Here is a 16537-nt window from a genome sequence, read left to right on the forward strand (position 1 = left end):
AGATGGCACAGATTTTTGCTAGTTCTTCGTAACCCAATCCCCAACGATAGCTAAAGTCTTGGGGGGACATGAACATTTGATTGTGCAGTTCTAGTAACTGCTGATGTTGAGCTTCAGACATGATTGCCCTGAAGCCCTTCCAAGGATGAATTATCTAAAGGTTCGATATCATCCTCAAAAGCGAAGTCGCAGATGCAAATTTGACGAGAGGGACTGCGCTCATCTAAAAGAACCAAGTAATGTAAGCCAGTGGCTATGCAACTGGCTTGTTGAGTGTAGATTACTCCGATGACGCGGCCAAAGTCACCCTTGGGTACTTGAAACCATCGCACCCATTCACCGAGATGAAATCTCTGCTGAGGGAATTCGCTGGGAATAACCTCTGGTAAGGCAACTGGTGGTATTTGGGAAAACAGATCGGGCATAGTAATCTATTTGGTGCAAATTGAGCAACAACGGTAAAAATCAAGAAGAATTCTGATAAATAATATTAAAGTTTTCCCTTGCCACAGTGGCAATAAAAACTTGCCATTTGGCAAGTAACTATTTGGCAGGATTTCTGCGTCGCTTTTGGTGATACACATCCCGTAGCTTTTGCAGGTACTCTGGTTCAGTTTGGATTGCTATCCAGATGTGGTGTGCCAATGCTAGGCGCTGTTTATGTTTCTCACTTGGTATCCTCTGGTCAACGCCTTGGGAAAACCAATGATTAACGGTTGTTAACGAACAGTCACAGATAAAAGCCAGTTCTTCTCGTGACACATCCCAATGTCTCAGAAACTCGTCGAGTTCCATTGGATAATCTTTTAAGGGTTGTAGGTATGAATTCAATACATCCCAGTGTCTCTGAGTTGGAATTTTTAGAGCAATACCCATAACCATCCTGATTGCCAAATGGCAACTGATTAAGGCAATCATACTCCATTTAACATTCATTGCAGAGAATTTTTCATTAGCCCAACAGATTGCCTAGAGCGTGTTTTCAAACTCGTTGTATCCTAAAAAAATAGCGGATCACTGTATTGTCATACGGAAATTTTTAGTTGCTAGTGAGACGCTCATATACTTCTGAAACTAGCCAATCTGACACCATCTTCTGAAAATCACGGTCATTCATGTAACGTGCAAAAATTGCCTCGTTTTGATCTACCCGCTCAACAAACAGAGAATCTAACATTTGATTGAAAAGCAAGGCGAATTTGTCAGCAGAGTTTACCCGTGCTGCCTGTTGTAATTCTTCGTAATTAGCAGCAGTCTCCACAAGTTGATCAAAAAACAATTGATCGGCTTGATTAAAATCAGTACCAAAACGATTGTTGATAATGTCGATTAGCTGTGATAGTTTGACTGTATTTCCACGGACAATGCCTGTGCTGACATCCTTTGGGCCATCTAGGGGACGGGCATTACCTTTGCTTAACTCTATTGAGCCTTCACTAATTTTCTGGAGACGGTAATACTCTAGCTGGATTTCGCTATCAAAATCGTACTGTACTTCATTCGGACGGCGTGGCAGTTTGGATGATAAGTGACGCAAAAAAATGTAGAGGCGTTCTAAATCAGAGTCTTGGTAGGGAATTATCTGGCTCAAAAAAGCGTAAAGGTTACGAAAGGCTGTCAGCTTTTTGCGCCAAATTTTAGCTGCTTCTGGTTGAGCTTTATCCAAAACGCAAAAGCGGTCAACGGCTGGGTCAAGTGCTGCATTCATCGCTTGATGGTCAGATATGCTTTGACGCTGTTTCGGTTTAAAGTAAATTTCACAAAAGCGTTCAACTTCGTCATGGAAATAGATTCCTAAAGCGTCTAGTTCGCTCTGAAGTTGGTAAAGTTTTTGAGGATCTGCTTCTGCTCCTAACTCTGCGCCTTCGTAAAACTGCTGAAATGCTTGGCGAATTTCTTCGCGATCATTAATAAAGTCCAAGACAAATGTATCTTCTTTGAGTAGGTGAATGCGGTTGAGGCGAGAAAGGGTCTGTACTGCTTGAATACCCGCTAATCGCCTGTCAATATACATGGTGTGTAGCAAGGGTTGGTCAAAGCCTGTTTGATATTTTTCAGCTACAAGTAAAACCTGATACTCACTGGTAGCAAATCTTTCTGGCAATTCTTTCTCCCGAATACCGTTATTCATCTCCTGTTCACTGTAAGTTTTATCTTGAATCTTGTCGTCTGTAACTAAACCTGAAAAGGCTACCAGCGTTTTGATGCGATACCCTTTTTCCTGGATGTATTTGTCGAAACTCTGTTTGTAGCGCACTGCATCTATACGGGAGCTAGTTACTACCATTGCTTTGGCTTGACCACCGATTTTGTGCCGGGTAAAGGTGTTGAAGTGTTCCACCATTACTTCTGTCTTCTGGGCAATATTATGCGGGTGTAGGCGCATGAAGCGAGCCAGGGAGCGAGCAGCATTTTTCCGTTCTACGTTGGGGTCGTTTTTACCGGCTTTGATGAGGTTGAAGTAGACTTTATAGGTTGTGTAATTACGCAGGACATCTATGATAAAGCCTTCTTCTATTGCTTGACGCATGGTGTAGCGATGGAAAGGCTCTCCTCGATGACCAAAGAATTTTAGGGTTTCATGTTTTGGTGTGGCGGTAAATGCAAAGAAACTCAGGTTGGACTGATGAGAACGTTTGACTAAATTACGGAAAAGTTCTTCTAGATTTTCTAGTCCTTCTTCCTGAGCGCGGTTACGTGCTTCTGCTTGCAATCCCTCGCCCCCAAGTACACCTTTTAACTCAGTGACTGTTTCGCCTGATTGGGAACTGTGTGCTTCATCAATGATAACGGCACAGCGACGGGTAGGCAGGATACCACTACTTTGCTCGTTACGTTCCTCTGCTAGTTTGATTAACTGGCGAGTCACAAAGGGAAATTTTTGTAGGGTGGTGATGATGATGGGAACTGCATTTTCCAGTGCCTGTGCCAACTGCCGAGAATTATCGTCGATTTTTTCGACAACGCCTTGACGATGTTCAAATTGATAAATTGCGTCTTGTAATTGCTGGTCAAGTACGCGACGATCGCTAATTACAATTACACTATCGAAAACGCGACGGTTTTGATCATTGTATAAAGAGGCAAGCCGATGAGTAAGCCAACCAATGGTGTTACTTTTCCCACTACCTGCCGAATGTTCAATTAGATAGTTTTGTCCTACGCCTTCAATCCTTGCCGCATCTACCAGTAAACGCACAGCTTCAAGTTGATGATAGCGGGGAAATATCATGGTTTCTTTTTTAAACCTGCGACCATCATCGTCTCGCTTTTCTTCTGTTTGGAGATGCAGAAATCGGCACAAGATATCAAGTAGACTGTCGCGTTGTAAGACTTCTTCCCAGAGGTAAGCAGTCCGGTAATTACGTCTCTGGGGGTCTGGTGGATTACCTGCACCGCCATCGTATCCTTTGTTAAAAGGCAAAAAGTGGGTAGCGTCTCCTGCTAGGCGTGTAGTCATCCATACTTCTTCAGTATCTACGGCGAAATGTACTAAAGTGCGGCGTTTAAACTCGAAGATAGTTTCCCTGGAATCACGGTCTTGGCAGTATTGCTGTTTGGCATTTTCCACTGTTTGTCCTGTGAGTGGATTCTTTAGCTCTAGGGTGACAAGTGGGATACCATTGAGACTAAGAGTGATGTCAAGGGATCGCTTTTTGTCTCGTTCACTGTATTGCAGTTGTCGAGTGATACCAACGCAGTTAGCAGCATAGCGGGTTTCTAAGTCTGAGTTTAGTCCGTGGGCAGCTTTGAAATAGGCAATACGCAGAGTTCGACCATAGCATTTGAACCCATGACGCAGAGTGTGTAGTGACCCGTAGGTGTCCATCCATTTACACAGGTCTGTCAGCACTTGCTCACTGGTTTTTTCTTTGTGGAGTGCTTCTAGTTTTTTCCACTCCTTGGGTTGAGTTTGCTGGATAAATGCGATCACTATCTGGGGAAATAGGGCGCGAGTGCGATCAAATTTATCTGTAATTTTCACATAGCCATGACTGAGAAGGTGATTTTCAATGACATTCTCAAATGCAGTTTCACCATATCTAACTATGTTCATTTGCGCCTATTTTGAGGATTTATTTTATTTATTGGCTTATATTTGGCAGTTTTTTTAGCAATTTTTTCTAGTCTTTTTATATGCTTTTCTAATACTTGAATCAATACAAAACAAAAAGGTTCTAACCTACCTTGATTCTGAGATTTTAGCTTTCTAAGTCTAATGCGAGCATCTTTAATAGGAAGATCATTTTTTAAGCCAAGAGTACCTTGAATTCTTCCACGACGCTCTTTTCTAAGGTCTATAGAATTAAGTCCCAGCTTTTCAATAGTAGTCTTTGCTGCTGTGTCCCCATCATTATGTTTAATATTTCCTTGGAAATCAAATACAAAACGAGTTTCGCAGGATGGATCTAAAGGGGAAACAAATAAATTTTGCTCCCCTTTGTTGTAATTAGGCCAATTTCTTTTTTTGTGACCACCATACGGTAGCTCATTTTCATAATTTGGCCCTGGATAGGAGGCAACCATGTTAATATATATAACTGTTTCCTCAGCAGTGCAATAGTCCTGTGCTTTCACATGATCAATATGACAACACCACACATGATATTTTGTTCCATTGTTTTCGATGTCTTGATAGCTCTCAATACGCATACCACTATAGGCACATAACCAACCTTGTTCTTCTACTAAAGATTCAGTTACAACTTTTGTAACATTTTTATCTTGACGCATTAAATCATAGCCAAAGTTATTATCTTTTGCATATCGTATACGCCACTCAGTTAACTCATGGGGTTCATTCTTCTTCTGAATCCATCTCATTTTCTAAATCCACCTCTTCTGCTAAAGCTTCAAGATTATTAATACTTGCTTCCAGACGACTTGCCTCATCGTCATATCCTTTCATCATGGTTATTAGCTCTTCCAATCTGTTACGAGCTAGTTCAAGTTCACCTTCTTCTAGAGCATATTCTACAAGGTTGATTTGAGCTTGTGTAGTTGCATTACGTGATGCAGTTCCCATTAATTGCTCAAGAATTCGATTTGAAGTTAAACCAAATCCTTGAAGTCTCTTTTGAAGTACAACAATTCCGTTATTTTCTTTTGTAATTAAGGTTAAACCTGGTGGCTTAACTTCGCCTATAATTAGCGGTGAATGGGTTGTAGCAATAAACTGACAATTAGGAAATGTTTGGGTTAGCTGTTCTACAATTGTTCGTTGCCATTGCGGGTGTAAGTGCAAGTCAATTTCATCAATTAAAACAACAGCTTTCCCATTCTCTAGTGGATCTTCTAAGTTGGGATTTGCTTGACAAAGCCTTCTTGCTAGGTCTAGTACCAATGCTAATAAACCACGCTCACCGTCTGAAAGTTGTTTAACATCAATAGTTTCTCCATTTTTGTCTAGAAGTAATGTAGTCTTGGGTTTAGCAACTGCACGTAAATTAGTACACCAGTCTAAAAATCTTGTAACAACATTTGCCATTACTTCAAGGCGTTGCTGTGCAAATTTTGCCTCCTCATCCAAAAGAGCCTCCTGCACTAACCACCAATCTGCAAATTCACGGAGACGTAACATTCTATGAGTTAATGCCTCAGCAAAAGCCGCAGACTGATTACCTTCACTACTTTTCTCATTTATTACTTTTTCAATAGGTACAGAACGGCGTGTAGAAAAATAAACTACCAGTGGTTGTTCATCAGCATTTTTCAAAGGGTAGAGAATATTCTCACTATCTGGCTTAAACTCAACTTTATGGCTTTTACCCCTGGTAACATTACAGATAAAAGGAATGTCAAAAGCTTGAAATTTAAGGTCAATAGCAAGTTGATCGCGCCCCATCATAATGTCATCAACTTCAAAGTTGAGGCGTTTATCTTGACAGGCAGTAAAGTTGGGTAACACTCTTGACAGTGCAATCCGCAAGGCATCAAGTACACTAGATTTGCCTACACCGTTGATACCGACGAGTAGATTCATACCTGGTTGGAACTCAAACGTTGCTTGCTCGAAAGAACGAAAATCAGTAAGTGTCAGAGACTTAAGTTGCATTTTAGACTACTGTTACAGTAAACTGTCCAGTAATTGCTGCTATAATTTGTGCAGCAAAATGCTGAAGCTAATAGGTTATAGCTCATGTTTGTATAAGGTATCAATTTTATTATCTCTTTCTTCAAAAATTGATACATTTAGTGAGGTGAAAATAAAAATTTACTTACTAATATGACTAAGTACATTATCCAGTCATTTTAATTTGTCCGGTGACTGCTGCTGTAATCAGTGCGGTGCGACGCTCGTGCAGTAGTTCAATTGTGCTTGTAGCTACAGAACATAATCGCTCTAACTTTGAAGTTGCTTCTTTAAGGTATTCAATAATAGCTTTTCGTTCTTCTGGAGGAGGTACTACAATTGGCAGTTCCTTAATATTTGTTGTTGAAATTGAAGCAAGATTAGTGCTTTGTTTTGACCGAGATTCAAAGTAGGCTTTTGCATAGTGTGAGCCGATTACAGTAGTTAACCAATCAGGTTCAATATTATGACATCGCACCGCAAAAACATGATTTTGATGTAAACAAGGATCAATAGAACCATCCCAAACAGCACCACGTCCTAGCTTGTCAGCATCACCACCTTCATTCATTAAAACATCACCTTTTTCGAGTTTGAATGAGGATATTTCTTCTGGTAAAACTTCAATTTGAGCTATGTCTGATAAATCGAGATACCCATCTTGAACGTTAGCAACACGAAAATATGGTACGAGAACTGTTTCACGATTCCCAAAATTACGCCCCTTGGTTACTCCTGTTCTCACATCACCTAAAAACTTGAGATTGATTACTTCCCAATGCTCAGGTATATACTTGAAAAACTCAAAACTCGAATTTTGTAAAGAGACATCAGGATTTAGCCCACGAGTTACAGCATGAGTAATTAGGGCGCGGCGCTTTTCTGTCAGTAAATCAAGCAAACGCTCTCTAGCTGAGATGAGTGTATCTATTTTGGCAATTTCACTATCCAGGTAATTTGCGATCATACATTGTTCAAAGTAAGGTGGAAGCCAAAGTTCAAAATCTCGCAAATCATCTGCTCCCAACTCTTGGAAAGTTGTACCTGTAGCTAACTGTGACAGTTCTTCTTTCCTTGCCAAAAACTGATAGTAAAAATAATTAGTATTGATATTATGAGACTTTTGAACAAGCGTTTTGCAACCTTGATTTGTACAAAGTTGAACACCAGCCAAAGCTAAATTACCAACAGGTGCGCGAGTGGTTAATATAATACTGCCAATAGGTGCAAGTTTAGTGCCAGAGTTACTATAGCCCTCTTGTGTTATTTTTCGTCTTGTATTTAATATAGTTTTTGCTTCTAAAGCACCAATATCTTCAGGTGTAGCCCAAAAAATATCACCATCCCAATAGGATTGCTCAGAACTCGATGGTGTTGCTCCATTCTGTACTGAGAAAATATGCTTGGTTGGTTTTATTATCCAGCCTGAAATTAAGTGACGAGGTGCATATACGGTCACACTATTACCTCATGCAGCAAACGCATAAACTCTTCCTCCATTCGCTTAATTTCAGCATCAATTTCAGCTAAAGATCGCGGAGGAGTGTACTTGAAAAAATGCCGATTAAAATTAATCTCATAAGCACTGCGAATTTTATCACCGTCTGCCCACGCATCATTTACATGCGGCTCAACCTCACGGTGAAAATAGCCCACAATTTCATCAGTCAAAGGCACATTTTCAAAATCCCGTAGTTGCGTATCTGACTCATACATCCGCTCTACCTTGCCTTTAGCATCCCGGAACCAACCCCAAACACGCGCATTAGGTTCATCAGTAGCTTTACGTTGCTTGAGAATAACCCCGTCGGCTTCTGGATTACGCTCTGTAAAAACATCCCGAAACAGCTTGTTTTCTATCTTTTTCCACTTATTACCACGTTGCTTAATTAAAGCATTCATCAGCTTGTCAAACTCATTCCAATTAGGACGGGGTTCTCTTCCTAATTCTCTATCTATCGCTTGCACATCATCTAATAAGTGAGGCACAGCATCTAAAAATCGGCTTTTGCGTTCTACATCCATTTGGTAGAGCAAACGTAGCGGTCTTTCAATGGGAACGCGATTATAGCCAAAGTCTTCATTATCAAAAATCTTACTTGTTTCACTTTCTACAAACTCACCATAGTCCCGCACCACTGCGGCGATATCTTCTTCACCCATATAACGGCGTTTGTCACCTAAACTACGGCGCATAGGCTGCCAGCGAGTGCGAGAGTCTATTAATTGAATCTTTCCTTTACGGTGTCGTTGTTTGCGATTACTAACAATCCAAACATAAGTACTAATACCAGTGTTATAAAACATTTGCTCTGGCAGAGCTATAATCGCTTCCAACCAGTCATTTTGAATCACCCACTTGCGAATTTCACTTTCACCGCTACCCGCACCACCAGTAAACAAAGGTGAACCATTGAAAACAATTGCCAAACGTGAGCCATTTTTCTCAGCTTCCGGCTGATATGGCTCAAACTTACTAATCATGTGCTGTAAAAATAGCAACGAGCCATCATTAACTCGCGGCATACCTGCGCCAAACCTGCCAGTGAAACCTAACTTTTCGTGTTCGCGTTGCACCTCTTTTTGTTGCCTTTTCCAGTCCACACCAAACGGGGGATTAGCAAGGAAATAATCAAATTTATCACCATAATATTGATCGTTAATCAGCGAATCACCGTAACGAATGTCACTGTTTTCATTACTTTTTAGCAACAAATCTGAGGCAGCCATAGCATAAGCACGGGGGTTAAAATCTTGCCCAAATACCCACAATTTTGCAGTTGAATGGTGTTCGCGTAAATAATTCTGTGCCTCAGCCAGCATTCCACCAGTACCACAGGTAGGGTCAAGCATTTTGCGAATGATCCCCGGTTTAGTCAAAATATCGTCATCGGGAGCAAACAAAATATCTACCATCAAACGGATCACTTCTCGCGGCGTAAAGTGATCGCCAGCTGTTTCATTCGCTGCTTCATTAAATCTGCGGATTAAATCTTCAAACAGCGATCCCATGTCGATGTTATCCAAGTCATCAGGATGCAGGTCAACATCACAAAATTTAGAAACAACAAGGTAGAGAATATTTGCTTCACGCATTTTCTCAATTTCAGCAGTAAACTCAAATCGCTCGAAAATATCGTAAACGTTTTTTGAGAAGCCTTTAATGTAGCTGATGAGATGTTGATCTATATTGTCAGGATCACCTTTAAGCTGCTCAAAATCAAGTTGCGAGCGATTATGAAAACGTTGCCCGGCTACCTTGTTCAGCATTGCATCTAGGGCATCATCCTTAAATGTATCTTTCCTCTTGTAATATTCCTTTAGTACCTGGGGTTTAGTTGGCGCAAGTACACAATCAAAGCGACGCAGCACCGTCATTGGTAACATTACACGCTCGTACTGCGGTGGGCGGTAAGGCCCCCGTAATAAGTCAGCAATTTGCCAAATGAAGTTGGAGAGTTGGTGATGGTCTGCCATGTGTCTCTATATCGATCTGCTTATTATATCTACATTTCGGGGCGCAGAAAGATAGTTTTACAGCAAACCTGGGAGTTTTAGGAAGTATGACTATTCTTCAGGAGAGCAGGAGAGCGATCGCTAAAAACCAAATTTGTGTTTTTTCATCTCTTTTTTCTTCGATATAGTTTTTCACTGCGTTAGTTTTCTGAATTACGGTTCTGTTCTAAGCGACTTGCGATGAGATGTAGTCAAGCAGTTTCTTCATAAAAATTAATCTTGTCTCACGGAAAGCTTATGCTTCCAATTTAGACTTTCGGAAATATTATGCTTCCAATTTTTCAATCAGGGGTGCGATCGCCTTACGGGGAAATAGAGGTTACAGCACTGCTTGTCACTTAAAGGATAAGGTGACCGTTTTGAAAGCAAAAAGTGGCCGCAGAACAGAACCTAAAGCGGAAGGGTATTTGAAAGGATTGAGTGCGATCGCTTGTAAAGTATGGCAACGGGAAAATAAGCATTCCGGCTTGATTGGGGCGGCCACTTTATCCTTTAAGTGACAACTGCGGTCACTTTATCCTTTAAGTTACACGTATCGTGCCGTAAGTATTTTTACTCTGTGACAGTTAGTAAAGGACTTTACGAAGCAGTAAAGAACTTTACGAACCAGTAAAGAACTTTATTGTTTGTGTACAAACCTACAGCTGATAAGAAGCCGTTAAAGCTACTGCCAAAGCATCCGCAGCATCATCCGGCTTAGGAATTTCATCTAAATCCAACTCCCGCGCCACCGCTTCTTGCACTTCTGACTTATCAGCATTGCCATAGCCTGTTAAAGCTTGTTTAATTTGAGCCGGAGTAAACTCTACATAAGGAAGACGACGCTGCCCCAACACTAAAATGACTATACCCCGCGCCTGTGCAACCAGGATAGTACTTGACATACGATAGAAGAAGAGTTTCTCGATCGCCACTAAATCTGGTTGAAATTCCTCGATCAGGGTGTGTAAATCATCAAACAAGGTACATAAGCGCTGTCCCATTTCTACATCTGCTGACGTTTTAATTACTCCAAAATCCAGCATATTTACTGTAGTCTCTTGCACCTTTTTGAGATTTTGTGTGTAGCTAATTGCCCCAAATCCTAAAATTGCCAGTCCTGGATCTAATCCTAAAATTCGTTTTTCCATTAAATTCACTTTTACCAAGCCAGGGTATTGTTTAATTAGAAATCCTGGCAATCTTCACGACTTGCTCTTAGTCTAATAGGATTGATAAATATAATAGTTTCACGCCTGGTCTTTTAAACCAAGCGGTGTAAATTTTCTGTTAATTATTGTTTGTAGCACTGCTCCAAATCAGGTATGTCAATTGGTTTTCTCAGACAAGCCCTCAACGCCCTGCAAAAGCAGTCGCGCTCTCGTACTTATCGGGTTAACCAGTGGTTCAAATGGTTATCCCCTGGACTATCAGTAAAACGTTGGTTGTTAATTAGTGTTGGAGGTGTACTGCTGGCGAGTTTGGGGTTAGCCATTTGGATTAAGCTAACCCCAATTTTTTGGATGATTGAGTTGGTTAGAGGTTTCTTGGGAGTCATCACCAACCTCTTACCGAACTATATCAGTGGGCCTTTGGTACTGCTTGGCGGTTTGCTATTAGTGCTTTGGGGGCAAACTCGCACAGTAGGCTCAATTACTAAGGTACTAAGAGCAGAAGGCGGAGAGGAACTCATTGATGTCTTGCTAGCCCATCGTCGATTGTACCGAGGCCCAAAAATAGTGGTAATTGGTGGTGGTACGGGACTTTCTACGTTGTTGAGAGGACTGAAAACCTACAGCGCTAATATTACTGCAATTGTTACTGTCGCCGATGATGGTGGATCTTCTGGGCGTTTGCGTCAAGAGTTTGGAGTGCTACCACCAGGGGATATTCGCAATTGTTTGGCTGCACTAGCAGATGAAGAAAAGTTATTAACAGAATTGTTTCAATACCGTTTTCGGGCTGGGGATGGGTTAACTGGCCACAGTTTTGGCAATTTGTTTTTAACGGCAATGAGTGATATTACTGGAGATTTAGAACAAGCAGTTGCAGCTAGTTCTAAAGTTCTAGCGGTGCGAGGACAAGTACTACCAGCAACTCTCAGTGATGTTCGCCTCTGGGCAGAATTAGCCGATGGTCGTCGGATTGAGGGGGAGTCTAGTATTCCCAAAGCTGGCGGTAAAATTGTCAAAATTGGCTGCATTCCGGCTAATCCTCCGGCGGTACCAGCAGCTATTAAGGCAATTAAAGAAGCTGACTATATCATTATTGGCCCAGGTAGCCTTTATACAAGCCTAATTCCTAATTTATTAGTACCAGAAATTGCCGATGCGATCGCTCAATCAGATGCCCCCCGTATTTATATCTGCAATATAATGACTCAACCAGGAGAAACTGAAGGCTACACTGTTGCCGATCACATCAGAGCAATTGATGCTGCTTGCGGACAAAGACGACTATTCGATGCTGTATTAATACACAAAAAATCTCCTTCGGAGCAATCACTTATCCGCTACGCCCAACAAAACTCCCATCCCGTTTTCCTCGATAGAGAAGCCGTAACTCAATTAGGGCGACGGATTGTTCCAGCTAATGTTTTGTATGAAGATGAAACAGGTTTTGTACGTCACAATCCGCAGAAACTAGCACAAGTGTTATTGCGGTGGTACGGTAGAAGTCAGTCCCTTCGGGGAATTCAAAATTCAAAATTCAAAATTCAAAATTAAGGAAGATGAAAATTTGTCATTTGTCATTTGTCATTTGTTTAGACTAATTCAGTAATACCCAATACCTCAATCATGAAAATTTTTCTTGCAGATACAGAAGCGACGCTGCGCTTAGGTATTACTCTTGGCGAATCCCTGACATCGGGGAGTGTAATTTTACTAGAAGGTGATTTAGGCACTGGTAAAACTACTTTAGTTCAAGGCATTGGTAAAGGTTTAGGAATTGCTGAACCCATTGTCAGTCCCACTTTCACGCTGATTAATGAGTACACTGAAGGACGCTTTCCTCTTTACCATCTGGATTTATATCGCTTGGAACCGCAAGAAGTCGCAACTCTAAATTTAGAAAGTTACTGGGAAGGTGTTGAAGTGATACCAGGAATTGTGGCAGTTGAATGGGCGGAACGATTGCCCTACAAACCAGATAGTTATCTCAGCGTGAGTTTGACTTATGGACATGAAGGCACTCGTCAAGTCGAACTCACATCATTCAATTGTGCCATTAGCAAAGTCATTGCCGCAATTTAAGCTCATCCCCCGCCTAAAGTACGAGGGATTTCAGTTTTTTGACCCAACACTCAAAAATTCCTGCAAATAATCGAGAGAGAACTTTACACTAGTCCTATCTGCCACTACCACGTTCGCCACCGTCAGTTCCTAACATTGCGATCTCAACCAAAACAAAAATATTTAATCAGCTTTTTTTCAATAGAAAACTGGTAGCCAGCTTTGCTGACACTTGCTCCTATAAATTTAGAAAAGTTGGCAACACACTGGCTTTCTTTAAAAGAGAGAGTATTTTTTCCTTCACTCCCTTAAATCCAGGCGGGGTTATTTTATCCGAATAGTATTGAACCTAAAGTGATTCTTAACTAAACAGGATATATGAATCAAGCAAGTGTAAATAAACTGTTGTTGGGGTCAATGAGAGTTTTGAGAGAACTTAGTCAGCTTCGATTGAACCCGATTAGTTGTCTACTGTAGTTCAAAAAAGGAATCTAAATTATTTAGCAGCGAACGCTAGTAGAAAAAGTTAAGGAATTATAAATTTATGTATAATTTTAACTTTCCTCACACTTAGTATTCCCAAGTTAAGTTCACAATCTATACAAAAAAATAAAGTATTTTATAAATTTACAAAATTAGTTCTAATAATTTTAATTAGCAATAAATTATTATATTCACATCTGTAATTAGCACCGATCTCAATAAAATATTTAACTAAAATATCTCGTATTTATACATATTTTATCTAGAAAGACAAGACACGAAAAAAGCAAACCATCTAAAGATACAGGGTTTTATCTGTGGACTAAACTTTTTGTTACACCTATCACTTCAGAATCAAGTAAAAATGCTTAATCTACGACTAAACGCCGTAGAATTAAGCATTTTTGCAATCGGTAGAGTCTTTTGTCAAACAAGTGGGGGTCATGACGAAGTACAGTTCATATTTGGTTCCATCTGCTGCTGTTGAGCCATCACCCCATAATGGCAAGTTCAAGACATTGACATTGTAGCGGTTAATTATATCGGTCAATGCTGCGTTTAGTTTATCCGCCTTCACATAACGACGATTGACAAACGAAAGCTCTCTCTACTCCTTGCATATGTCGTGCTGCTTGTGTTGGCCCTAAGTTAACGTCAGTTCGACAAGCCCTTTTTTGACCTCTCCCCCAACCCCTCTCCCTGTCGGATAGGGGAGCCAAAACCCTTTAGTATTAAGTAAAAATATCAGCAGTGTAGTCTAACAATTCAATTCCCCAAACTTAGGACTCCACCACCCTTTTTGTGTGCTGAAATAAGCCACATCTTTATGTTTGGTATCCTTACGAAATTGGGCATTAGAACATCGCAACATTGTCTTACTCTGCCCCTCTTTGATATAACTGTACTCCTCTAGAGGTTTTTTACATACTGGGCAGGGATATGCCGTCGTTTTGACAGGAGGCTTTTGTTGATTTTCAGTTTGGACTGTTTTAGCTTGTGGTGGCTGCCAAGTTTTGTTAAAGTCGCTCCAAAATAGCACGACATTTTCACAACCTTTTGTGCATTTGAGGAAATATTTCTTTTTGACCTTACTGCTCGGAATTTTGGCGAGAAAATTTTTGCATTCAGGGCATCGAGTCTTGGAAGTTTCATATTTGCGCTCAGTTATTACATTAGCTTTACCTATTGAGGAACTTGGAACTATAGTTTTAGCTTTGGAGAGTGCTGGTATAAAGTAATGCTGATTCCAACTAGTTAAATAATGCTGCCAAGAATTCTTTCCTTCAGAAATGGCATCAAGGGCATCTTCCATTTTCGCTGTGAATTCTGCCTCTAGTAAATCCGGCAGTGCTTTGAGCAAAAATGCATCAACTTCTAACCCTAACGCTGTCGGTTGCAGATGGTCTTTTTTCAACTCAACATAATTTCGTTTTTTTAAGGTAGCAACAGTAGGAGCATAAGTACTTGGGCGACCAATTCCTTTACGTTCCATCAATTGCACTAATTTTGGTTCGCTATAACGGGGTGGTGGCTGCGTCTGCTTCTTTTCATGTCCAGCATTCTCTAGTTTCAATGCTTGTCTCTGTTGTAGTGAAGGTAAAACACTATCCTTGCTGAGATTGTTCCAGTACCGAGCATAACCATAAAATTCAATCACTTGTCCTCTAGCTGACCACAGTAGGGAACCAGACTGAGTAATCACCAAAGTTTTACGCAATTGAGCAGCACGACACTGAGAAGCAATTGACCGTTTCCAAATCATCACATACAGATTAAACTCATCATCAGGAAGTTCTAAACGCAACTGAACTGAGGGACGAAATACATCGGTTGGACGAATCGCTTCATGTGCTTCTTGAGCCGATTTGCTACTGCGATGCTTGGCGACTTGCTGCGGTACATTCGGCGGATCGTTTTGCTCTAACCATTTACGGGCGCTGGCACAAAATTCTGGACTCAGCATTACTGAGTCTGTTCGCATATATGTGATAAGCCCTGCCTCATAGAGCTTTTGGGCAACAACCATAGTTTTGTCGGGAGCAAACCTCAGCTTTGAACCGGCTGCTTGCTGAAGGCTGGAAGTTGTAAATGGTGGAGGTGGCTGGCGATTAACGATTTTTCCTTCAAAATGAATCACCTGATGAGGATGTCGCTGTGCTTCTTCAACTAAACGTGTCGCCTCTGCTTCGGAAAGAACACGTTTGGATTCTGGTGTTTCTGGACTATTACCTACCTTCGCGTCATCATGAGTTTCAGTTTCTTGTTCTGCTGCATCTTTTGCAGAATCGACCGTCCCTTTGTAAAAAGCCCGAAATCCTTCCGCATAATCTACCCAGACACTCCAGTAATCTTGGGGGACAAAAGTCAGAATTTCGTTTTCTCGCTGACAAATCAGGTGCAATGTCGCGCTTTGAACTCTGCCAACACTCTTAGCACCGTTATTCAATGCCCAAACTAAAGGACTACCTTTATAACCTACCAACTTATCTAGGCAATCTCGGCACAACCCAGCACCGATTAAATTTTGGTCTAGCTTTCTGGGATTAGCGATCGCACTCTGCACCGCCGATGCTGTAATCTCAGTATAAATTACTCGTTTTGGTTCCCTTAAACCCAGCGTTTCTTTAAGATGCCAAGCGATCGTTTCGCCTTCCCGATCTGGGTCAGTTGCTAAGACAACTTCATCAACCTGCTTCACCGCAGACTTGAGCTTCTGGATTGTTTCTTTCGCTCGTTGGTCACGCGGGACGTAATTGCACCGAACATTACTACCATCCATGACGAAGCCCAAGGAATCGTCCCCTTCATTGCTGAGTTCTCGGATATGACCACAACTTGCGAGAACTTTCCAATCTGAACCCAGAATTTGACTGAGTTTTTTAACTTTTCCGGGAGACTCGACCACAAGCAGGCGTTTGATCATAGCAACTGCGTTCTAGATTCTGAGCAATAAACTGGCAATTGCTTTTGAGTGATGGCTGCGCCAACGCCAAAGGCGATCGCCTATTCTCGTGATATGGATTTTCTAAAATACTGTACCAAAAAGCTTGGAAAATTGCTCAACTCAGTTTAGAGGTAATTATCTTAACACGATACCTGTATTGTGCGATCGCTCCTGGAATTGGCTCAAATACTATGATGTTAGCCTCAATAAACTAGTTAAACAGCAGAAAATCTGTATATCCCGCAAGGTGTGCCGGCTACCCTTCGGTAACGCCTAAAAGCGAATCGACGACCAAAACTTTCTAATAAA

Annotated in this window: 12 protein-coding genes and 1 pseudogene; 3 read left to right on the forward strand and 10 right to left on the reverse strand. The window is 41.2% G+C overall.

Features of this window, described 5'->3' with window-relative positions:
* Nucleotides 1–113: 113 nt before the first annotated feature.
* The 7 genes from RMY64_RS29345 to RMY64_RS29375 all read right to left on the reverse strand — a co-directional run bounded on the left by RMY64_RS29345 (nt 114) and on the right by RMY64_RS29375 (nt 9550).
* Entirely contained in the window at nt 114–425 is a 312-nt protein-coding gene (locus RMY64_RS29345) for a hypothetical protein (protein ID WP_322701848.1), read from the reverse strand.
* Nucleotides 426–543: 118 nt separating this feature from the next.
* Nucleotides 544–936, reverse strand: a complete 393-nt coding sequence (locus tag RMY64_RS29350) for a hypothetical protein (protein ID WP_322701849.1) — start codon at nt 934–936, stop codon at nt 544–546.
* Between the two features lie 103 nt (nt 937–1039).
* Nucleotides 1040–4057 carry a type I restriction endonuclease subunit R gene (locus RMY64_RS29355; protein ID WP_322701850.1) on the reverse strand — a complete coding sequence of 1006 codons (3018 nt, stop codon included), beginning with the start codon at nt 4055–4057 and terminating at the stop codon, nt 1040–1042.
* On the reverse strand, nt 4054–4824 hold the full coding sequence (locus RMY64_RS29360) for a hypothetical protein (protein ID WP_322701851.1): 771 nt from the start codon (nt 4822–4824) through the stop codon (nt 4054–4056). The genes RMY64_RS29355 and RMY64_RS29360 overlap by 4 nt, the downstream gene beginning before the upstream one ends.
* Nucleotides 4799–6055: an AAA family ATPase gene (locus RMY64_RS29365; RefSeq protein WP_322701852.1), complete on the reverse strand. Its 1257-nt coding sequence runs from the start codon at nt 6053–6055 to the stop codon at nt 4799–4801. Before RMY64_RS29365 ends, RMY64_RS29360 begins: the two co-directional genes overlap by 26 nt.
* A 184-nt stretch (nt 6056–6239) precedes the next feature.
* Nucleotides 6240–7532 (reverse strand): restriction endonuclease subunit S, encoded by a 1293-nt coding sequence (locus RMY64_RS29370; protein ID WP_322701853.1) that lies wholly within the window; start codon nt 7530–7532, stop codon nt 6240–6242.
* Complete coding sequence (locus RMY64_RS29375) at nt 7529–9550, reverse strand: class I SAM-dependent DNA methyltransferase (RefSeq protein ID WP_322701854.1); 2022 nt, start codon at nt 9548–9550, stop codon at nt 7529–7531. Before RMY64_RS29375 ends, RMY64_RS29370 begins: the two co-directional genes overlap by 4 nt.
* 389 nt (nt 9551–9939) lie before the next feature.
* On the opposite strand from RMY64_RS29375, the gene RMY64_RS29380 reads away from it, so the two are divergent.
* Complete coding sequence (locus RMY64_RS29380; RefSeq protein WP_322701855.1) at nt 9940–10089, forward strand: hypothetical protein; 150 nt, start codon at nt 9940–9942, stop codon at nt 10087–10089.
* 138 nt (nt 10090–10227) lie between these two features.
* On the opposite strand, the gene ruvC is transcribed toward RMY64_RS29380, so the two are convergent.
* The gene (gene ruvC / locus RMY64_RS29385; RefSeq protein ID WP_322673185.1) at nt 10228–10719 is read right to left on the reverse strand and encodes a crossover junction endodeoxyribonuclease RuvC; all 492 of its coding nucleotides are present in this window, start codon (nt 10717–10719) and stop codon (nt 10228–10230) included.
* 174 nt (nt 10720–10893) lie between these two features.
* Here ruvC and RMY64_RS29390 point away from each other — a divergent pair, with 174 nt between their 5' ends.
* Entirely contained in the window at nt 10894–12294 is a 1401-nt protein-coding gene (locus RMY64_RS29390; protein WP_322673186.1) for a gluconeogenesis factor YvcK family protein, read from the forward strand.
* 72 nt (nt 12295–12366) lie between these two features.
* A complete protein-coding gene (gene tsaE / locus RMY64_RS29395; RefSeq protein WP_322673187.1) occupies nt 12367–12822 on the forward strand; it encodes a tRNA (adenosine(37)-N6)-threonylcarbamoyltransferase complex ATPase subunit type 1 TsaE in 456 nt (151 codons plus the stop codon).
* A 913-nt stretch (nt 12823–13735) separates the two neighbouring features.
* Here tsaE and RMY64_RS29400 read toward each other — a convergent pair.
* Together RMY64_RS29400 and topA are read right to left on the reverse strand one after the other, a co-directional pair.
* Nucleotides 13736–13934, reverse strand: a pseudogene (locus tag RMY64_RS29400) (Tn3 family transposase); the annotation flags it as partial.
* 107 nt (nt 13935–14041) lie between these two features.
* Nucleotides 14042–16207 (reverse strand): type I DNA topoisomerase, encoded by a 2166-nt coding sequence (topA, locus tag RMY64_RS29405; RefSeq protein WP_322701856.1) that lies wholly within the window; start codon nt 16205–16207, stop codon nt 14042–14044.
* Nucleotides 16208–16537: the final 330 nt, after the last annotated feature.

The organism is Nostoc sp. DedQUE08 (assembly GCF_034530895.1).
Lineage (GTDB): Bacteria > Cyanobacteriota > Cyanobacteriia > Cyanobacteriales > Nostocaceae > Nostoc.